Source organism: Pseudomonas sp. MPB23 (genome assembly GCF_046605395.1).
GTDB lineage: Bacteria > Pseudomonadota > Gammaproteobacteria > Pseudomonadales > Pseudomonadaceae > Aquipseudomonas.
On record NZ_CP176771.1, the window covers coordinates 2,802,944 to 2,821,150 of the forward strand.

General features: G+C 62.1%; 21 protein-coding genes. All 21 read left to right on the forward strand.

The window, feature by feature from the left end; all coding sequences use genetic code 11:
• Positions 1–78: 78 nt before the first annotated feature.
• The gene (gene fliE / locus ACLH0J_RS12990; RefSeq protein WP_078734109.1) at positions 79–408 is read left to right on the forward strand and encodes a flagellar hook-basal body complex protein FliE; all 330 of its coding nucleotides are present in this window, start codon (positions 79–81) and stop codon (positions 406–408) included.
• A 16-nt stretch (positions 409–424) separates the two neighbouring features.
• Positions 425–2,200: a flagellar basal-body MS-ring/collar protein FliF gene (gene fliF, locus ACLH0J_RS12995; protein WP_411392273.1), complete on the forward strand. Its 1,776-nt coding sequence runs from the start codon at positions 425–427 to the stop codon at positions 2,198–2,200.
• Complete coding sequence (gene fliG / locus ACLH0J_RS13000; RefSeq protein ID WP_411392274.1) at positions 2,193–3,212, forward strand: flagellar motor switch protein FliG; 1,020 nt, start codon at positions 2,193–2,195, stop codon at positions 3,210–3,212. Before fliF ends, fliG begins: the two co-directional genes overlap by 8 nt.
• A 10-nt stretch (positions 3,213–3,222) precedes the next feature.
• Positions 3,223–3,987 (forward strand): flagellar assembly protein FliH, encoded by a 765-nt coding sequence (gene fliH / locus ACLH0J_RS13005; protein WP_411392275.1) that lies wholly within the window; start codon positions 3,223–3,225, stop codon positions 3,985–3,987.
• The gene (gene fliI, locus ACLH0J_RS13010; protein WP_411392276.1) at positions 3,977–5,335 is read left to right on the forward strand and encodes a flagellar protein export ATPase FliI; all 1,359 of its coding nucleotides are present in this window, start codon (positions 3,977–3,979) and stop codon (positions 5,333–5,335) included. The genes fliH and fliI overlap by 11 nt, the downstream gene beginning before the upstream one ends.
• A 3-nt stretch (positions 5,336–5,338) precedes the next feature.
• Complete coding sequence (gene fliJ / locus ACLH0J_RS13015) at positions 5,339–5,788, forward strand: flagellar export protein FliJ (protein WP_411392277.1); 450 nt, start codon at positions 5,339–5,341, stop codon at positions 5,786–5,788.
• 66 nt (positions 5,789–5,854) lie between these two features.
• Positions 5,855–6,160 (forward strand): STAS domain-containing protein, encoded by a 306-nt coding sequence (locus ACLH0J_RS13020; RefSeq protein ID WP_411392278.1) that lies wholly within the window; start codon positions 5,855–5,857, stop codon positions 6,158–6,160.
• Positions 6,157–7,875, forward strand: a complete 1,719-nt coding sequence (locus tag ACLH0J_RS13025; protein WP_411392279.1) for a SpoIIE family protein phosphatase — start codon at positions 6,157–6,159, stop codon at positions 7,873–7,875. Before ACLH0J_RS13020 ends, ACLH0J_RS13025 begins: the two co-directional genes overlap by 4 nt.
• A 33-nt stretch (positions 7,876–7,908) precedes the next feature.
• Positions 7,909–8,253, forward strand: coding sequence for an Hpt domain-containing protein (locus ACLH0J_RS13030; RefSeq protein ID WP_411392818.1), 345 nt, complete (start codon positions 7,909–7,911; stop codon positions 8,251–8,253).
• Positions 8,254–8,387: 134 nt separating this feature from the next.
• A complete protein-coding gene (locus ACLH0J_RS13035) occupies positions 8,388–9,740 on the forward strand; it encodes a flagellar hook-length control protein FliK (protein ID WP_411392280.1) in 1,353 nt (450 codons plus the stop codon).
• A gap of 151 nt (positions 9,741–9,891) precedes the next feature.
• The gene (fliL, locus tag ACLH0J_RS13040; protein ID WP_411392281.1) at positions 9,892–10,395 is read left to right on the forward strand and encodes a flagellar basal body-associated protein FliL; all 504 of its coding nucleotides are present in this window, start codon (positions 9,892–9,894) and stop codon (positions 10,393–10,395) included.
• A 9-nt stretch (positions 10,396–10,404) separates the two neighbouring features.
• Entirely contained in the window at positions 10,405–11,373 is a 969-nt protein-coding gene (fliM, locus tag ACLH0J_RS13045; RefSeq protein ID WP_411392282.1) for a flagellar motor switch protein FliM, read from the forward strand.
• Between the two features lie 45 nt (positions 11,374–11,418).
• On the forward strand, positions 11,419–11,886 hold the full coding sequence (gene fliN, locus ACLH0J_RS13050; RefSeq protein ID WP_411392283.1) for a flagellar motor switch protein FliN: 468 nt from the start codon (positions 11,419–11,421) through the stop codon (positions 11,884–11,886).
• 1 nt (position 11,887) lies between these two features.
• Positions 11,888–12,325: a flagellar biosynthetic protein FliO gene (gene fliO / locus ACLH0J_RS13055; protein WP_411392284.1), complete on the forward strand. Its 438-nt coding sequence runs from the start codon at positions 11,888–11,890 to the stop codon at positions 12,323–12,325.
• On the forward strand, positions 12,325–13,068 hold the full coding sequence (fliP, locus tag ACLH0J_RS13060) for a flagellar type III secretion system pore protein FliP (RefSeq protein ID WP_010563987.1): 744 nt from the start codon (positions 12,325–12,327) through the stop codon (positions 13,066–13,068). The genes fliO and fliP overlap by 1 nt, the downstream gene beginning before the upstream one ends.
• A gap of 4 nt (positions 13,069–13,072) precedes the next feature.
• Positions 13,073–13,342, forward strand: coding sequence for a flagellar biosynthesis protein FliQ (fliQ, locus tag ACLH0J_RS13065; RefSeq protein WP_010563988.1), 270 nt, complete (start codon positions 13,073–13,075; stop codon positions 13,340–13,342).
• Between the two features lie 4 nt (positions 13,343–13,346).
• Positions 13,347–14,132, forward strand: a complete 786-nt coding sequence (fliR, locus tag ACLH0J_RS13070) for a flagellar biosynthetic protein FliR (RefSeq protein ID WP_411392285.1) — start codon at positions 13,347–13,349, stop codon at positions 14,130–14,132.
• Between the two features lie 3 nt (positions 14,133–14,135).
• Positions 14,136–15,272 carry a flagellar biosynthesis protein FlhB gene (gene flhB, locus ACLH0J_RS13075; protein ID WP_411392286.1) on the forward strand — a complete coding sequence of 379 codons (1,137 nt, stop codon included), beginning with the start codon at positions 14,136–14,138 and terminating at the stop codon, positions 15,270–15,272.
• A gap of 172 nt (positions 15,273–15,444) precedes the next feature.
• A complete protein-coding gene (locus ACLH0J_RS13080; protein ID WP_411392287.1) occupies positions 15,445–15,645 on the forward strand; it encodes a cold-shock protein in 201 nt (66 codons plus the stop codon).
• A gap of 44 nt (positions 15,646–15,689) precedes the next feature.
• Positions 15,690–15,893, forward strand: coding sequence for a cold-shock protein (locus tag ACLH0J_RS13085; RefSeq protein ID WP_411392288.1), 204 nt, complete (start codon positions 15,690–15,692; stop codon positions 15,891–15,893).
• A 174-nt stretch (positions 15,894–16,067) separates the two neighbouring features.
• Positions 16,068–18,197: a flagellar biosynthesis protein FlhA gene (flhA, locus tag ACLH0J_RS13090; RefSeq protein WP_411392289.1), complete on the forward strand. Its 2,130-nt coding sequence runs from the start codon at positions 16,068–16,070 to the stop codon at positions 18,195–18,197.
• Positions 18,198–18,207: the final 10 nt, after the last annotated feature.

The window sequence follows — 18,207 nt, forward strand, 5'->3', positions numbered from 1 at the left end:
CTGGCACCCTTGTTGCTACCTCCCCTAGTAATCGCTACGTAGTGTCAAAAAATTGCGAGTCGCCGGAGAGAGAAGGTCATGAGCCAGGGTATCGAGTTCAATCGGTTGATGTTGGATATGCGCTCCATGCAAATGGATGCCATGGCTCAACCGAAATCCGTCGCGCCAGCGCCGGAATTGGGCCAAAGCAATTTCGCCGACATGCTCGGCCAGGCCATCAACAAAGTCAGCGACACTCAGCAAGCCTCCAACCAACTGGCCAATGCGTTCGAGATCGGTAAAAGCGGCGTGGACCTCACCGATGTGATGGTCGCCTCGCAAAAGGCCAGCGTGTCGTTCCAGGCCCTGACCCAAGTGCGTAACAAGCTGGTTCAGGCCTATCAAGACATCATGCAGATGCCGGTTTAAGGGCGAGATTTAAGTCATGGCAGAAGCAGTCTCCGACAACCTACCCGCCAAGGCAGACGGCAAGCCGCCGCTGTTTGGCCTGTCGTTCCTGGAAAACCTCTCGGAAATGACCATGTTGCGTCAGGTGGGCCTGATGGTCGGCCTGGCTGCCAGCGTGGCGATTGGATTTGCCGTGGTGCTGTGGTCGCAGCAACCCGACTATCGGCCGCTGTACGGCAGCCTGGCGGGCATGGACTCCAAGCAGATCATGGAAACCCTCGCCGCCGCCGACATCGCCTACACCGTGGAGCCTAACTCCGGCGCGCTGTTGGTCAAGGCTGACGATGTCGCCCGTGCGCGCATGAAGCTCGCGGCAGCCGGTGTGACCCCGTCCGACAGCAACATCGGTTTTGAAATCCTCGACAAGGACCAGGGCCTGGGGACCAGCCAGTTCATGGAAGCCACCCGCTACCGTCGTGGCCTGGAAGGAGAACTGGCACGCACCATCTCCAGCTTGAACAACGTCAAGGGTGCCCGCGTGCACCTGGCCATTCCGAAAAGCTCGGTGTTCGTGCGCGACGAACGCAAGCCCAGCGCTTCGGTATTGGTGGAACTGTTTTCCGGCCGCTCCCTGGAGCCTGGCCAAGTGTTGGCGATCATCAATCTGGTGGCCACCAGCGTTCCCGAATTGAGCAAGTCGCAAATCACCGTGGTGGACCAGAAGGGCAACCTTCTGTCCGACCAGGCCGAGAACTCCTCGCTGACCCAGGCCGGCAAGCAGTTCGACTACAGCCGCCGCATGGAAAGCATGCTGACCCAGCGTGTCCACAACATCCTGCAACCGGTACTGGGCAACGATCGCTACAAGGCTGAAGTGTCCGCCGATGTGGATTTCAGTGCCGTCGAGTCGACCTCCGAGCAATTCAACCCGGACCAGCCGGCCCTGCGCAGCGAGCAGTCCACCAGTGAACAGCGCACTGCCAGCAACGGCCCGCAAGGTGTGCCGGGCGCCCTGAGCAACCAGCCGCCGGCCCCGGCCTCGGCGCCGCAAACCACCGGTGGCGCTGCCGCGACCGCGGGCGCCATCGCTCCTGGGCAGCCACTGTTGGACGCCAACGGCCAGCAGATCATGGACCCGGCCACCGGCCAGCCGATGCTCGCCCCTTACCCGGCGGACAAACGTAACCAGTCCACCAAGAACTTCGAACTCGACCGTTCCATCAGCCACACCAAGCAGCAGCAAGGCCGTATCAATCGCCTGTCGGTGTCGGTGGTGGTCGATGACCAGGTCAAGGTCAATGCGGCTGACGGCGCGGTGACCCGTGCCCCGTGGAGCGCCGACGAATTGGCGCGCTTCACTCGCCTGGTACAGGACGCGGTCGGTTTCGACGCCAGCCGTGGCGACAGCGTCAGCGTGATCAACATGCCGTTCTCCGCCGAGCGTGGGGAAGTGTTCGCCGAACCGGCGTTCTACTCGCAACCGTGGTTCTGGGACATCGTCAAGCAAGTGCTGGGTGTGTTGTTCATCCTGGTGCTGGTGTTCGGCGTGCTGCGTCCGGTGCTCAACAACATCACCGGCAATGGCAAGAAACAACTGGCCCTGGCCGGTGGCGACGTGGAGTTGGGTGGCATGGGCGGCCTGGACGGCGAACTGGCCAACGACCGCGTCAGCCTCGGCGGTCCGCAAAGCATCCTGTTGCCAAGCCCGAGCGAAGGCTATGACGCTCAGCTGAATGCAATCAAGAGTCTGGTGGCAGAAGACCCGGGCCGTGTGGCCCAGGTCGTGAAAGAGTGGATTAACGCAGATGAGTGATAATCGAGCCGCTGTTGCCAAACTCACCAAGGTCGACAAAGCCGCAGTCCTGCTGCTGTCGCTGGGTGAAACCGACGCCGCCCAAGTGCTGCGTCACATGGGTCCCAAAGAGGTTCAACGGGTCGGCGTGGCCATGGCGCAAATGCGCAATGTGCACCGTGAGCAAGTCGAACAGGTGATGAGCGAGTTCGTCGAGATCGTCGGCGACCAGACCAGCCTGGGCGTCGGCTCCGACAGTTACATCCGCAAGATGCTCACCTCGGCCCTGGGCGAAGACAAAGCCAACGGCCTGATCGACCGCATCCTGCTGGGCGGCAACACCAGCGGCCTGGACAGCCTCAAGTGGATGGAGCCGCGCGCCGTGGCCGACGTGATCCGTTTCGAGCACCCGCAGATCCAGGCCATCGTGGTGGCATACCTCGACCCCGACCAGGCTGGCGAAGTGCTCGGCCATTTCGACCATAAAGTGCGCCTGGACATCATCCTGCGCGTGTCGTCGCTGAACACCGTGCAACCAGCGGCCTTGAAAGAACTCAATACGATTCTCGAGAAGCAATTCTCCGGCAACTCGAACGCTTCGCGTACCACCCTGGGCGGTATCAAGCGCGCGGCCGACATCATGAACTTCCTCGACAGCTCGGTCGAAGGCCAGTTGATGGACTCGATCCGCGAGATCGACGACACCCTGTCCGGCCAGATCGAAGACCTTATGTTCGTGTTCAACAACCTCTCCGATGTCGACGACCGTGGCATCCAGGCGTTGCTGCGCGAAGTGTCCTCCGACGTGCTGGTGCTGGCCCTCAAGGGGTCGGACGAAGGCGTCAAGGAAAAGATCTTCAAGAACATGTCCAAGCGTGCCTCCGAACTGTTGCGCGACGACCTGGAAGCCAAAGGCCCGGTGCGCGTCAGCGATGTGGAAACCGCGCAGAAAGAAATCCTCACCATTGCCCGCCGTATGGCCGAAGCCGGAGAAATCGTTCTCGGCGGGAAGGGCGGCGAAGAAATGATCTAAGGCGCCACTCATGTCGAACAAAGATGAGGCTCCCAGCGATCTGATTCGCGCACGGGATGTCGGCGGGTTCGACATCTGGTCGTTGCCCAGCTTCGACCCCCATGTGCCGGAGCCTGAGCCGGAACCCGTGGAAGAGCCACCGGCGGAAATGGAGGAAGTGCCGCTGGATGAAGTCCAGCCGCTGACCCTGGAAGAGTTGGAAAGCATTCGCCAGGAGGCCTACAACGAAGGCTTGGTGGCCGGTGAAAAAGACGGTTTTCGCAGCGCCACCCTCAAGGTGCGCCAGGAGGCCGAGGTCGCGCTCGGCGTCAAGCTGGCCAGTCTGGAGCGCTTGATGAAGGGCCTGTTCGAGCCGATCGCCGAGCAGGATTCGCAGATTGAAAAAGCCATGGTCGGGCTGGTCGAGCACATCGCCCGGCAGGTGATCCAGCGTGAACTGATGCTGGACTCCAGCCAGATCGAAAGCGTCATGCGCGAAGCCCTCAAGCTGCTGCCCCTGGGCGTCGGCAACGTGCGGCTGCACATCAATCCGCAGGATTTTGAACAGGTCAAAGCCCTGCGCGAGCGCCATGAAGAAACCTGGCGCATCGTCGAAGATGCCGAGTTGCAGCCCGGTGGTTGCCGCGTCGAGACCGAATTCAGCCGCATCGACGCCACGGTGGAAACCCGCATCAGCCAGATCATGGCCCAGTTGCTGGACCAACAGCACGAGCAGGCGCTGAATCCGGCCGAGCCGGACCTGAGCGTGGACCTGGACACCGCCGATGCGCCTTGATCGCACCAGTTTCGCCAAGCGCCTGGGCGGCTATGTCGAAGCCACCGAATTGCCCGGCCAGCCGATCCTCGAAGGGCGCCTGCTGCGCATGGTCGGCCTGACCCTCGAAGCCGAAGGTCTGCGCGCGGCCATGGGCAGTCGCTGCCTGGTGATCAACGACGACAGCTATCACCCGGTGCAGGTCGAAGCCGAAGTGATGGGCTTTTCCGGCAACAAGATTTTCCTCATGCCCGTCGGTAGCCTGGCCGGCATCGCCCCCGGCGCCCGCGTGGTGCCGCTGGCCGATACTGGTCGCCTGCCCATGGGTATGAGCATGCTCGGCCGCGTGCTCGACGGCGCCGGTCGTGCATTGGACGGCAAGGGCGGCATGAAGGCCGAAGACTGGGTGCCGATGGACGGCCCCACGATCAACCCGCTCAAGCGCAACCCCATCAGCCAGCCGCTGGACGTGGGCATTCGTTGCATCAACGGATTATTGACGGTCGGTCGCGGCCAGCGTCTGGGCCTGTTCGCCGGTACCGGCGTGGGTAAGTCGGTGTTGCTGGGCATGATGACCCGCTTTACCGAGGCCGACATCATCGTGGTGGGGCTGATCGGTGAACGGGGCCGCGAGGTCAAGGAGTTCATCGAGCACAGCCTGGGCGCTGAAGGTCTCAAGCGCTCGGTGGTGGTCGCGTCGCCCGCCGACGATGCGCCACTTATGCGCTTGCGCGCGGCCATGTATTGCACGCGCATCGCCGAATATTTTCGCGACAAGGGCAAGAACGTCCTGTTGCTGATGGATTCGCTCACGCGTTTCGCCCAGGCCCAGCGGGAAATCGCCCTGGCCATCGGCGAGCCGCCGGCCACCAAAGGCTATCCGCCGTCGGTGTTCGCCAAGCTGCCCAAGCTGGTGGAACGCGCCGGTAACGCCGAGGCCGGCGGTGGTTCGATCACCGCGTTCTACACCGTATTGTCCGAAGGCGACGACCAGCAGGACCCGATTGCCGACTCGGCGCGGGGCGTGCTCGATGGCCATATCGTGCTGTCGCGGCGTTTGGCGGAGGAGGGGCACTACCCGGCCATCGACATCGAAGCCTCCATCAGCCGGGTAATGCCGTCGGTGGTCACGCCCGAGCATTTGGCCCGTGCGCAACAGTTCAAGCAGCTGTGGTCGCGCTATCAACAGAGCCGCGACCTGATCAGCGTCGGCGCCTATGTCGCCGGTGGCGACCGTGAGACCGACCTGGCGATTGCCCTGCAACCGCAACTGGTGACCTACCTGCGCCAAGGTCTCAACGACAAGATCAGCATGGGTGAAAGCGAAGCGCACCTGGGCTCGATCTTCGCTCCCGCGCCGGGCGGTTAAGCCATGGCCAACAGCCGCGCCGCGCGCCTGGCCCCGGTGGTGGACATGGCCGAGAAAGCCGAAAAAACCGCCGTCCAGCGTCTGGGGTATTTCCAGGGCCAGGTGCGCCTGGCGGAAAGCAAACTGGGCGACCTGGAGCGCTTTCGTGGCGAGTACCAGCAGCAGTGGATCGAGCGGGGGACGAAGGGCGTGTCGGGCCAGTGGTTGATGGGCTACCAGGGCTTTCTCAACCAACTCGAAACCGCCGTCGGCCAGCAGCGCCAAAGCCTGGCCTGGCACCAGAACAACCTCGACAAGGCCCGTGAGAGCTGGCAGCAAGCCTTCGCCCGTGTCGAAGGCTTGCGCAAGCTGGTGCAGCGCTACATTGATGAGGCGCGGGCGATAGAGGACAAGCGCGAGCAGAAGCTGCTGGATGAGTTGTCTCAGCGGCTGCCGCGTCAAGGGCAATTCTAAATGTTGCCCAGGGCTCCATCACCTGCTACACCTTGTGTGTACTGTCCATGACAAGGAAGCCGTCGTATGTCAATTGAGTCAGAAGTATCCCAGGACGGGAAAACGTTGACGATCACCATCAAAGGCCGATTCGATTTCGGCAGTCACCAGACCTTTCGTGAAACCTACGAGCGTCACTACAAAAAATCCCAGGTGTATGTCGTCGATCTGAAAGACGCCACGTACATGGACAGCTCCGCCCTGGGCATGCTCTTGCTGCTCAGGGATCATGCCGGCGGTGAGCGGGCACAAGTCCAGGTGATCAACAGCAACAGTGACGTGCGCAAGATCCTCGCCATTTCCAACTTCGACAAACTGTTCGACATCAGTTGAGCGCCTTGGCCCCGGTCCTTGAGCCCCTGACGATCCTGATCGCCGAAGACAGCGCCGCCGACCTGCTGTTGCTGTCGACTATCGTGCGACGCCAGGGGCACCAGGTGCTCACCGCCAGCCACGGCGAGGAAGCGGTGCAGGTGTTCGCGCGCGCGCGTCCGCAACTGGTGTTGATGGATGCGCTGATGCCGGTGATGGACGGCTTTGAAGCGGCGCGACGGATCAAGCAGCTTGCCGGAGAGGCACTGGTCCCCATCATCTTTCTCACCTCCCTGCGCGAGAGCGAAGCCCTGGCCCAGTGCCTGGATGCCGGCGGTGACGATTTTTTGCCCAAGCCCTACAACCAGGTGATCCTCGCCGCGAAGATCAACGCCATGGACCGCCTGCGCCGCTTGCACGCCACGGTGTTGCAGCAGCGCGACCTGATCGCCAAGCACCATGACTACCTGTTGCATGAACAACGAGTGGCCAAGGCGGTGTTCGACAAGGTGGCCCATTCGGGCTGTATCAATGCCGCGCCGAACATCCGCTACTTGCAGTCGCCCTATGCGCTGTTCAACGGTGATTTGCTGCTGGCGGCCTATACGCCTTCCGGTGACATGCATGTGCTGCTCGGTGACTTCACCGGTCATGGGTTGCCGGCGGCGGTAGGCGCCATGCCGTTGGCCGAGGTGTTTTACGGCATGACCGCCAAGGGCTACGGGCTGGCGCAGATCCTTCGCGAGATGAATGCCAAGCTCAAGCGCATCCTGCCGGTGGACATGTTTTGCTGCGCGGCCTTGTTATGCCTGAGCGCACAGCGGCGAATGGTGGAGGTGTGGAACGGCGGCATGCCCGATGGTTATGTGCATGACGTCGCCAGCGGCAAGCGTACGCCGTTGCAGTCACGGCATTTGCCGTTGGGCGTACTGTCGGCGGACGCTTTTGATGATCGCACCGACGTCTGGCCCCTGGCGCTGGGCGACCGCGTGTTCCTGCTGTCCGATGGCGTGCTGGATACCTCCGATGCCAACGACCAACTGTTCGGTGCCGAGCGTTTGCAGCAGGTCTTCGCCGCCAACCGTGAGCCCGATCGATTGTTCGAGGAGCTCGAGCAGGCCCTGGCGGCGTTTCGGGGGGTGGCGCGCGATGACGTGAGCATGGTGGAAATCACCCTGCAACCCGGCCAGTCACTGCGCGCGACCGGACCGTTGCATGCCGACAGCGGCCAGTCGTGCCCGCTGGATTGGTCGGTGAGTTTCGAGTTCCGCGCCGAGACCCTCAAACGCTACAACCCCTTGCCGTACTTGCTGCAACTGCTGCTGGAGGTCCAGGGCCTGCGTGAGCAGAGCGGCGCGCTCTACAGCGTCATGGCCGAGTTGTACTCCAACGCCCTGGAGCACGGCGTGCTGGGTCTGGATTCGCAGCTCAAGCGCGATGCCCAGGGTTTTGCCGAATATTATCGTCAGCGCGGCGACCGGCTGGCGCAGTTGAGCAGCGGTTGCGTGCGGGTGCATGTGCAGGTGGTGCCCACCGAGGCGGGCGGCAAAATGACCCTGTGCCTGGAAGACAGCGGGGCCGGGTTCGACGTGGAGCAGGTGCTGGCCCGGCCACTGGATATCGACCGTCTGTCTGGTCGGGGCCTGAGCCTGGTGCGCCAGTTGAGCAGCGCGGTACGCTGGTCCGACGGCGGGCGGAGTGTCTGCGTAGAGTTTTCCTGGGGGGCTCTGGCATAATCCGCCGATTCTTGATCAAGGAGCGAGCAAGTGGTGGTTGATATTCATCTGGACCCGCAAGTGTTATCGGGTTTGCAGGAAGTCATGGAAGGCGAGTATCCCAAGTTGCTCGACACCTTCCTCGACGATTCGCAAAAACGTGTCGAAGCGCTGCGCATGGCGCGGGACGACGCCAAGGCGCTGGGGCGGATTGCCCACAGCTTCAAGGGCAGCAGCGGCAACCTTGGGGCGGTGCGGTTGGCGCAGTTGTGTCAGCGGCTGGAATCCGAGTCGGCCCAGGCCGCGGCGGACCTTGGGGCGCTGGTCGATCAGATCGACCATGAATTTACGCTGGTCAAGCCGCTGTACGAGTCGGAGCGCCAGCGCTTCAGTCTTTGAGTCGGTGCTGTCACGTCAGTCTCACTCAGATCGCTTTTTAACCGCCGCTGGCGATTGCCGCAAAACTTGGCCCGACTCTTGCTATATCTCCTGGTACTGCATCCCCGATCCCCATGCAGTGGAGACTTTTACCTATGCCCGTCGCCCCGAATTCGCTTCTTCAGGCTGCCCCCGCGGCCAAGCCTCAGGCGCCCGCCGCCAATCAACCGGCAGTGGCTGCGGACCCACGGGACAAGGGCCCTGGCTTCGCACAGGTGTTCGCCAGCCAGGGCGCCAAGCCCTCCGTCAAGGCCGACGACAACACGGCCAAGCCCGCGCGGGACAAGCCGACCGACGCCAGTGCCAAGCCCGCCGCCGGTAACGACAAGCCGTCCGCCGGTAGTAGCAAACCTTCCGCCAGTGCGCCAGCGGTTGCCGATAGCGGCAATACCTTGCCTGCCGACCCGCCGGCGAAAACCGATGACAGCGCCAGCCAGGGCGACCAAGCGCCGGCCGATCCGACGCTGGCGCAGCAGCCGCCGGTGGACCCGGTCGTTGATCCGGCGTTGATGGCCACGGTCACGCCGGTGGTCACGCCGGTGGAAACCCCGGCACCCGCTGCCGCCACCCAGGATGACAAAGCCCAGCCGGTGGCGGCTGCACCCATTGCCGCCACCGAGGCGGCCAAGCCGGCCTTCGACCCTGAAGCCGACCCACTGGATGCCATGCCGGCCGTGCGCCTGGCGATGGAGCAGGGCGGGCATGTGTCGGCCAGCAGCCAGGCACCGGCAAAAACCACTGCCGCGCCGACGCAGGACCAGCCGACCGCTGCCCAGAACTTCGCCGCCGGGATGGCCATTATGGTTGACCAGCAGGCTTCCAAGGACAGCAGCGATCCAGGTGGTGACAAGGCCTTCGGCGGGTTGATCGAAGGCGGCCTCAAGGACCTGAAGGATGCCAGTAGCGACACCCGCGTCGATGACTTCGCCAACCGCCTGGCCGCACTGACCCAGGCCGCTACACCGAAAACCGCGAACGCCCTGCCGCCGGTCGCGAACGCACCGCTGGCCATGCATCAGAGTGGCTGGACGGACGAGATCGTCAATCGGGTGATGTACCTGTCCAGCGGCAATCTCAAGTCGGCGGAAATCCAGCTGCAACCGGCCGAGCTCGGACGCCTGGATATCAAAGTCAACATGACGGCCGACCAGCAGGCCCAGGTCAACTTCATGAGCGCCCACCCGGTCGTGCGTGAAGCCCTGGAAAGCCAGTCCGGCCGGCTGCGAGAGATGTTTGCCCAGCAGGGCATGGGACAGGTGGACGTCAACGTCTCCGATCAGTCCCGTGGCCAGGAGCAGCAACAACAGCAGGCCCAGACCCGTGGCGTCAGTGGCAGCGGCGGGCGCAGTGACGGCGGCGACAGTGGCGGCCATGTCGACGTAGCTGAAGCCGTGGCGCCGGTGACCGCCACCGTGATCGGCTCCAGCGCCGTCGACTACTACGCCTGACCCCCTGTAGGAGCCGGCTTGCCGGCGATGAGGCCCTCGAGGACGCCATCGCCGGCAAGCCGGCTCTTGCGGTTGCAGACAACTCTGGCATAACACTTGCTCTTGCCTTTCCGTAGATCTATGAATCCCCGAATAGTGACGGATTATTGGCATGGCGAAGAGCGACGACGCAGCAGCAAACACTGGCAAAGGCAAAGGCAAGCTCAAGCTTATCCTGATGATAGTCGTGGGCCTGCTCCTGGCCATCGGCGCTTCGGTGGGCGGCACTTGGTACATCATGCACAGCGGTGCCAGCAAACCGGCCCCCGCGGCCGAAACCGCCACCAACGTCAAGCAACCGGCAATCTTCGAGCCGATGCTTCCGGCCTTTGTCGCCAACTTCAATCAGAACGGTCGTCAACGCTACCTGCAGGTGAGCATCACCTTGCTGGCGCGTAACCAGTCGGACCTGGATGCCCTCAAGGTGCATATGCCGGTGATCCGCAACAACCTGGTGATGCTGTTCTCCGGGCAGAGCTTCGACTCCCTGGCCACGCCGGTGGGCCAGGAAATGCTGCGCCAGAAGGTCACTGCCAGCGTGCAGGAAGTGGCCCAGAAAGAGCTCGGCAAAGTCGTGGTCGAGCAGGCGCTCTTCACTAACTTCGTATTGCAGTAGGATCACGACATGGCCGTGCAAGACCTGCTGTCCCAGGATGAAATCGACGCACTGCTGCATGGTGTCGACGATGGTTTGGTACAGACCGAATTGCCTGCCGAGCCCGGCAGCGTCAAAAGTTATGACCTCACCAGCCAGGATCGCATCGTCCGTGGACGCATGCCGACCCTGGAAATGATCAACGAGCGCTTCGCCCGCTATACCCGTATCAGCATGTTCAACATGCTGCGCCGTTCGGCGGACGTGGCGGTGGGCGGCGTGCAGGTGATGAAGTTCGGTGAATACGTGCACTCGCTGTACGTACCCACCAGCCTCAACCTGGTCAAGATCAAGCCGCTGCGCGGTACCGCGCTGTTCATCCTCGACGCCAAACTGGTGTTCAAACTGGTGGACAACTTCTTCGGCGGCGACGGCCGTCACGCCAAGATCGAAGGACGTGAATTCACCCCCACCGAATTGCGCGTGGTGCGCATGGTGCTGGAGCAGGCGTTCATCGATCTGAAGGAGGCCTGGCAGGCGATCATGCAAGTCAATTTCGAGTACATCAACTCGGAAGTGAACCCGGCGATGGCCAACATCGTCGGCCCCAGCGAAGCCGTTGTGGTGTCCACCTTCCACATCGAGCTCGATGGCGGCGGCGGCGACCTGCACGTGACCATGCCGTACTCGATGATCGAACCGGTGCGCGAGATGCTCGACGCCGGCTTCCAGTCCGATCTCGACGACCAGGACGAACGCTGGGTCAAGGCCCTGCGCGAAGACCTGTTGGACGTTGATGTTCCTTTGAGCGCCACCGTGGCGCGGCGCCAACTGCGCCTGCGCGATATTTTGCACATGCAGCCGGGGGACGTGATCCCTGTGGAGTTGCCGGACGAAATGATCATGCGCGCCAACGGCGTGCCATCGTTCAAGGTCAAGCTGGGGTCCCACAAGGGCAACCTGGCATTGCAGGTGGTCGAGCCGATCAACCGGCGCTGATCCACCCTCTCTTTTTATGAATGTTTGCTTCGCCGAGGACATGTAATGGCTACCGAACACGAAAACACTGCTGCCGACGACCAGGCCCTGGCTGACGAATGGGCGGCTGCCCTGGAAGAAACCGGCGATGTCGGCCAGGACGATATCGACGCGCTGCTGGCTGCCGATGCGGCCACTGCGCCGGTGGGCAGTCGCCTGCCGATGGAAGAATTCGGCAGTGTGCCGAAGAACCACGAACCGGTGAGCCTCGATGGGCCGAACCTGGACGTGATCCTCGATATTCCGGTGTCGATCTCCATGGAAGTGGGCAGCACCGACATCAACATCCGCAACCTGCTGCAACTCAACCAGGGTTCGGTGATCGAGCTGGACCGCCTGGCCGGCGAGCCTTTGGACGTATTGGTCAACGGCACGCTGATCGCCCATGGCGAAGTGGTCGTGGTCAACGAAAAGTTCGGTATCCGCCTGACAGACGTGATCAGCCCGAGCGAGCGCATCAGGAAGTTGCGCTGATATGAAGCGGCGGATGGTGGGACTGTTAGTCGCGCTGCCCTTGCACGCCCTGGCGGCGGAACCGGTGGCGCAGGCGGTGGCCGCCGCGCCGGTGGGCAGCAGTCTTGGCGGGCAATTGACTCAGTTGGTACTGGGCCTGTTGCTGGTGGTGGGCCTGATCTTCGTGCTCGCCTGGCTGATGCGCCGCGTGCAGCGCGTGGGACCGGGCAACGGCCAGGTCATCGAGATGATCGGTTCCCGTGCCTTGGGTACGCGTGATCGGCTGGTGCTGGTGCAGGTGGGTGAGGAACAGATTCTGCTGGGCATCACCCCCGGTCGCATCACCCCGCTGCATGTGCTCAAGACGCCCGTGAACGTCGCCCAGACCCAGACCGCTACGCCGGAATTCGCCCAGCGCCTGATGGAGTTGCTGGGCAAGGATCAGAAGGATAAGAAGTAATGCGCGTTTTATTGACGCTCATGCTGTTGCTCGCGGCGCCCATGGCATTTGCCGCCGACCCGTTGACGATCCCGGCCATTACGCTGGGTACCAACGCCGCCGGGGCCCAGGAGTATTCGGTCAGCCTGCAGATCCTGCTGATCATGACCGCGCTGAGTTTTATCCCGGCGTTCGTCATGCTGATGACCAGCTTCACGCGGATCATCATTGTGTTCTCGATCCTGCGCCAGGCCCTGGGCCTGCAGCAGACGCCGTCGAACCAGATCCTGACCGGCATGGCGCTGTTCCTGACCCTGTTTATCATGGCGCCGGTGTTCGACAAGGTGAACCAGCAAGCGCTGCAACCCTACCTCGCCGAGAAAATGACTGCCCAGGATGCGATCGACAAGGCCCAGGGCCCGATCAAGGACTTCATGCTGTCGCAGACCCGCTCCAGCGACCTCGAGCTGTTCGTGCGCCTGTCCAAGCGCACCGATATCGCCAGCCCGGACCAGGCACCGCTGACCATCCTGGTGCCGGCGTTCGTGACCTCGGAACTGAAGACTGCGTTCCAGATCGGCTTCATGATCTTTATCCCGTTCCTGATCATCGACCTGGTGGTGGCGAGCGTGCTGATGGCCATGGGGATGATGATGCTGTCGCCTCTGATCATCTCGTTGCCGTTCAAGATCATGCTGTTTGTACTCGTGGACGGCTGGGCGCTGATTATCGGCACCCTGGCCGGCAGCTTCGGAGGGGTATAGCGCCATGACGCCAGAAGTCGCCGTCGACCTGTTCCGTGAAGCGCTGTGGCTGACCACCATGATGGTGGCTGTGCTGGTGGTGCCGAGCCTGTTGGTGGGCCTGCTGGTGGCGATGTTCCAGGCCGCGACACAGATCAACGAACAAACCCTGAGCTTCCTGCCGCGCCTGCTGGTGATGCTGATTACGCTGATCGTCGCCGGCCCGTGGCTGGTGCAGACCTTCATGGAATACATCCTGCAGTTGTACGGCAGTATTCCGCATGTGATCGGCTGACCCGATGCAGTCTTTGCTGGCATTGACCGACACCCAGATCAGCACCTGGGTGGCTTCCTTCATCCTGCCGCTGTTTCGCGTGACGGCGGTGCTGATGAGCATGCCGGTGTTCGGCACGACCCTGGTGCCGCGGCGTGTGCGCCTGTACTTCGCGGTGGCGATCACGGTGGTGCTTGTCCCCGGCTTGCCGCCGATGCCGCCGGTCAATGCGCTGGACCTCAGTGCCTTGATGCTGATCGCCGAGCAGATCCTGATCGGCTCGCTGCTGGGCTTTTCCCTGCAACTGTTCTTCCAGGCCTTTGTGATCGCCGGGCAAATCATTTCGATCCAGATGGGCATGGGCTTCGCGTCCATGGTCGACCCCACCAACGGTGTGTCGGCGGCGGTGATCGGGCAGTTCCTGACCATGTTGGTGACCTTGCTGTTCCTGGCGATGAATGGCCACCTGGTGGTGTTCGAGGTGCTGACCGAAAGCTTCACCACCTTGCCGGTGGGCTCGGGCCTGGTGGTCAATCACTTCTGGGAATTGGTGGGGCGCCTCAGTTGGGTGCTCGGTGCCTCACTGTTGCTGGTGTTGCCGGCGATTACTGCCTTGCTGGTGGTTAACATCGCCTTTGGCGTCATGACTCGCGCGGCGCCCCAATTGAACATCTTCTCCATTGGTTTCCCCCTTACCCTGGTGTTGGGCATGGGGATTTTCTGGATCGGCCTGGCCGACATTCTCAATCAGTATCAACCGCTGGCGACTGACGCCCTGCAGTTCTTGCGTGATCTGGCACGGGCGCGCTGAGCCATGGCCGAGAGCGAGAGTGGTCAGGACAAAACAGAAGACCCCACGGAGAAACGTAAAAAGGACTCCAGGGAAAAGGGCGAGATCGCGCGCTCCAAGGAGCTCAACACCGTTGCCACCATGATGGCCGGCGCCGGCGCCCTGTTGATCTACGGCGGTGGCTTGGCGCTGGACCTCATGGAGCTGATGAAACTCAACTTCAGCTTGCCCCGCGAGGTGCTGCTCAGCCCCGGTGCCATGGGGCAGTACCTGCTGCACTCGGGGAAAATCGCGATCCTGGCGGTGCAGCCGATCCTGATCACCTTGCTCCTGGCGGCACTGATCGGCCCGGTCGCCCTGGGCGGCTGGCTGTTCGCCGCCGGTAGCATGGCGCCTAAATTCAGCCGCATGAACCCCGCCGCCGGACTCAAGCGTATGTTTTCGCCCAAGGCCCTGGTGGAGCTGCTCAAGGCTCTGGCCAAGTTCATCCTGATTTTATTCGTGGCGCTGATGGTGTTGTCGGCCGACATCGACGACCTGCTGCGCATCGCCCATGAGCCGGTGGAGTCGGCGATCATCCACAGCGTGCAGGTGGTGGGGTGGAGCGCTTTATGGATGGCGGCCGGGCTGATCATCATTGCGGCGGTGGATGCGCCGATCCAGCTGTGGGAAAGCCACAAGAAGCTGCTGATGACCAAGCAGGAAGTGCGCGACGAGCACAAGGACCAGGAAGGCCGGCCCGAGGTCAAGCAGCGTATTCGTCAGCTGCAGCGGGAAATGTCCCAGCGCAAGATGATGGCTTCGGTGCCCGACGCCGACGTGGTCATCACCAACCCGACCCACTACGCCGTGGCCCTCAAATACGACCCGGAAAAAGGCGGGGCGCCGATGCTGCTGGCCAAGGGCAGCGACTTCACGGCCTTGAAAATCCGCGAAATCGCCGTGGCTCACGACATCCTGCTGCTGGAATCGCCGGAGCTGGCGCGGTCGATCTTCTACTCCACCGATCTCGATCAGGAAATCCCTGCCGGGCTTTACCTGGCCGTGGCCCAGGTGTTGGCGTATGTCTATCAGATTCGCCAATACCGCGCCGGCAAGGGCAAACGCCCGGAGCCGCTCAAGGACCTGCCGATTCCGCCGGAATTGCGCCGCGACGCCTGACCGCATTCGCGGCCCGCAAAGCGCTAGCGCGCTTATCTCGCTTGAACCGTCAACGACCCCTACCACTCGTCGCCAACCGCTGTCTACCTGTCAACTTTGACAGTAGGCAGTGTCGCGTTCTCGCGGTTCTATTGCCTCAGGTACTGCGCAGCAAGATGCAGGGGGTGGGACGATGCAGCTATTTACAGGCCGGGTTAAATCCTATGACCAACAGACCGGAGAGGGCTTTATTGTGCCGGACAGTGGCGGGGAGGACGTGGCGGTGGATCTGCTCGGTTCGGGGGGAGTGCTGCTGACGGAAGGGCAAAAAGTGGTGTTTCGCAAGATCCATCGACCAGATGGCATCTACGCCTGCGATATCTCGCTGATGTGACAGCACGTGTGCAGGTAGTTAATTGACGTGTACGGAGAACGGCCATGGCAACGGGTAAGGTGAAGTGGTTCAACGCGGAGAAGGGCTTTGGTTTCATCACGCAGGACGACGGCGGTGCCGATGTTTTCGTGCATTTTTCGGCGATCAAGACTGACGGATTCAAAACCCTCGAGGAGGGAAAAAAAGTCCAATTCGATATCACCGAAGGTAAAAAAGGGCCGCAGGCCGAAAACGTCTGTCCCCTGTAACTATCGCTTCCCTCTCGCAGGCATCCCTGATGAGCGTTGGCGCCTGGCAAGCCGCCGCAGACCCATGCGCCAACGATATGAAGTTGAAAGCAAAAGTTGGAAGGCTTCTTGCAATACCGCCTTCAGGACGCCGACTGGCGTCAAAAGTTTGCTTCAAGGTTACGAGGGATATCGGTGGAACGTTCTCAACTGCTCAGCACGGCCCGTAGCACCCTGACTGACCTCTCGCGGGGCAATCTGGGTGTGCCGTTGTTGTTGCTGGTGATGCTGGCAATGATGATGTTGCCGATGCCACCGTTCCTGCTGGACGTGTTCTTCACCTTCAACATCGCCCTGTCCGTCGTGGTCTTGCTGGTGTGCGTGTATGCGCTGCGGCCTTTGGATTTCGCGGTGTTCCCGACGATTCTGCTGGTGGCGACCCTGTTGCGCCTGGCGCTCAACGTGGCGTCGACGCGGGTGGTGATGCTCCACGGCCAGGACGGTCACGCCGCCGCCGGTAAGGTGATCCAGGCCTTCGGTGAGGTGGTCATCGGCGGGAACTACGTGGTCGGTATCGTGGTGTTCGCGATCCTGATGATCATCAACTTCGTCGTGGTGACCAAAGGTGCCGGGCGGATTTCCGAGGTGAGCGCGCGCTTCACCCTCGATGCGATGCCCGGCAAACAGATGGCCATCGACGCCGACCTCAACGCCGGCCTGATCGACCAGAACCAGGCCAAGTCCCGCCGTCTGGAAGTGGCCCAGGAAGCCGAGTTCTACGGCTCCATGGACGGTGCGAGCAAATTCGTGCGCGGTGACGCCATCGCCGGCCTGTTGATCCTGTTCATCAACCTGATCGGCGGCGTGGCCGTGGGCATGTTCCAGCACGGCATGAGCTTCAGCGATGCGGGCAAGGTCTACGCCTTGCTGACCATTGGTGACGGTTTAGTGGCGCAATTGCCATCACTGTTGTTATCCACAGCTGCGGCGATCATGGTGACCCGTGCTTCGGGCTCCGAAGACATGGGCAAGCAGATCAGCCGGCAGATGTTCGCTTCGCCCAAGGCCCTGGCCGTGGCGGCGGGCATCATGGCGATCATGGGGCTCGTGCCGGGCATGCCGCACGTGTCGTTTCTGAGCATGGCAGCCATGGCGGGGGGCGGTGCCTACCTGTTCTGGAAAAAGCAGAACGCGGTCAAGGTGCAGGCCCAGCAAGAGATCGCCCGCCAGCAGGAGTTGCTGCCGTCACCGGCCCGCGCCCAGGAAACCAAGGAGTTGGGCTGGGACGACGTGACCCCGATCGACATGATCGGCCTGGAAGTCGGCTACCGCCTGATTCCGCTGGTGGACCGCAACCAGGGTGGCCAACTGCTCGCGCGGATCAAGGGCGTGCGCAAGAAGCTGTCCCAGGACCTGGGCTTTTTGATGCCCACCGTGCATATCCGCGACAACCTCGACCTGGCTCCCAGCGCTTACCGCCTGACCCTCATGGGCGTGATCCTCGCCGAAGCGGAGATCTACCCCGATCGCGAACTGGCGATCAACCCAGGGCAGGTGTTCGGCAGCCTCAACGGGATTACCGCCAAAGATCCGGCTTTCGGCCTGGAGGCGGTATGGATCGAGGTCAGTCAGCGCAGCCAGGCGCAATCCCTCGGCTATACCGTGGTGGACGCCAGCACGGTGGTCGCGACTCACCTCAACCAGATTCTCTACAAGCACTCCCACGAGCTGATTGGCCACGAAGAAGTTCAGCAACTGATGGGATTGCTGGGCAAGGCCTCGCCAAAACTGGCCGAAGAGCTGGTGCCCGGCGTACTGTCGCTGTCGCAACTGCTCAAAGTGTTGCAGGCGCTGCTGGCCGAACAGGTGCCAGTGCGCGATATTCGCAGCATTGCCGAGGCTATCGCCAACAATGCCGCCAAGAGTCAAGATACCGCCGCTCTGGTGGCTGCGGTGCGCGTCGGGTTGTCTCGTGCAATCGTGCAAAGCATTGTGGGGCTTGACTCCGAGCTGCCTGTGATCACCTTGGAACCCAGGTTGGAACAAATATTGCTCAACAGTATTCAGAAGGCAGGACAAGGCCAGGAAGAGGGCGTTCTGCTGGAGCCAAGCATGGCTGAAAAACTGCAGCGTTCGTTGATTGAAGCCGCACAGCGTCAGGAGATGCAGGGGCAACCGGTGATTTTGCTGGTGGCAGGCCCGGTCCGGGCGATGTTGTCGCGGTTTGGACGTCTGGCAGTGCCGAATTTGCACGTTTTGGCTTATCAGGAAATTCCTGACAATAAGCAAGTGACCATCGTCGCGACAGTAGGGCCCAACGGCTGAGGGTAGTGGG

What these genes read in the sequence shown, in the direction of transcription:
- flhB (WP_411392286.1), top strand. Translation starts at nt 14,136, where the DNA reads ATGGCCGAGAGCGAGAGTGGTCAGGACAAAACAGAAGACCCCACGGAG.
- fliQ (WP_010563988.1), top strand. Translation starts at nt 13,073, where the DNA reads ATGACGCCAGAAGTCGCCGTCGACCTGTTCCGTGAAGCGCTGTGGCTG.
- fliF (WP_411392273.1), top strand. Translation starts at nt 425, where the DNA reads ATGGCAGAAGCAGTCTCCGACAACCTACCCGCCAAGGCAGACGGCAAG.
- fliE (WP_078734109.1), top strand. Translation starts at nt 79, where the DNA reads ATGAGCCAGGGTATCGAGTTCAATCGGTTGATGTTGGATATGCGCTCC.
- fliN (WP_411392283.1), top strand. Translation starts at nt 11,419, where the DNA reads ATGGCTACCGAACACGAAAACACTGCTGCCGACGACCAGGCCCTGGCT.
- ACLH0J_RS13085 (WP_411392288.1), top strand. Translation starts at nt 15,690, where the DNA reads ATGGCAACGGGTAAGGTGAAGTGGTTCAACGCGGAGAAGGGCTTTGGT.
- ACLH0J_RS13020 (WP_411392278.1), top strand. Translation starts at nt 5,855, where the DNA reads ATGTCAATTGAGTCAGAAGTATCCCAGGACGGGAAAACGTTGACGATC.
- fliG (WP_411392274.1), top strand. Translation starts at nt 2,193, where the DNA reads ATGAGTGATAATCGAGCCGCTGTTGCCAAACTCACCAAGGTCGACAAA.
- ACLH0J_RS13080 (WP_411392287.1), top strand. Translation starts at nt 15,445, where the DNA reads ATGCAGCTATTTACAGGCCGGGTTAAATCCTATGACCAACAGACCGGA.
- fliM (WP_411392282.1), top strand. Translation starts at nt 10,405, where the DNA reads ATGGCCGTGCAAGACCTGCTGTCCCAGGATGAAATCGACGCACTGCTG.
- fliR (WP_411392285.1), top strand. Translation starts at nt 13,347, where the DNA reads ATGCAGTCTTTGCTGGCATTGACCGACACCCAGATCAGCACCTGGGTG.
- fliJ (WP_411392277.1), top strand. Translation starts at nt 5,339, where the DNA reads ATGGCCAACAGCCGCGCCGCGCGCCTGGCCCCGGTGGTGGACATGGCC.
- fliP (WP_010563987.1), top strand. Translation starts at nt 12,325, where the DNA reads ATGCGCGTTTTATTGACGCTCATGCTGTTGCTCGCGGCGCCCATGGCA.
- fliH (WP_411392275.1), top strand. Translation starts at nt 3,223, where the DNA reads ATGTCGAACAAAGATGAGGCTCCCAGCGATCTGATTCGCGCACGGGAT.
- fliO (WP_411392284.1), top strand. Translation starts at nt 11,888, where the DNA reads ATGAAGCGGCGGATGGTGGGACTGTTAGTCGCGCTGCCCTTGCACGCC.
- fliL (WP_411392281.1), top strand. Translation starts at nt 9,892, where the DNA reads ATGGCGAAGAGCGACGACGCAGCAGCAAACACTGGCAAAGGCAAAGGC.
- ACLH0J_RS13035 (WP_411392280.1), top strand. Translation starts at nt 8,388, where the DNA reads ATGCCCGTCGCCCCGAATTCGCTTCTTCAGGCTGCCCCCGCGGCCAAG.
- fliI (WP_411392276.1), top strand. Translation starts at nt 3,977, where the DNA reads ATGCGCCTTGATCGCACCAGTTTCGCCAAGCGCCTGGGCGGCTATGTC.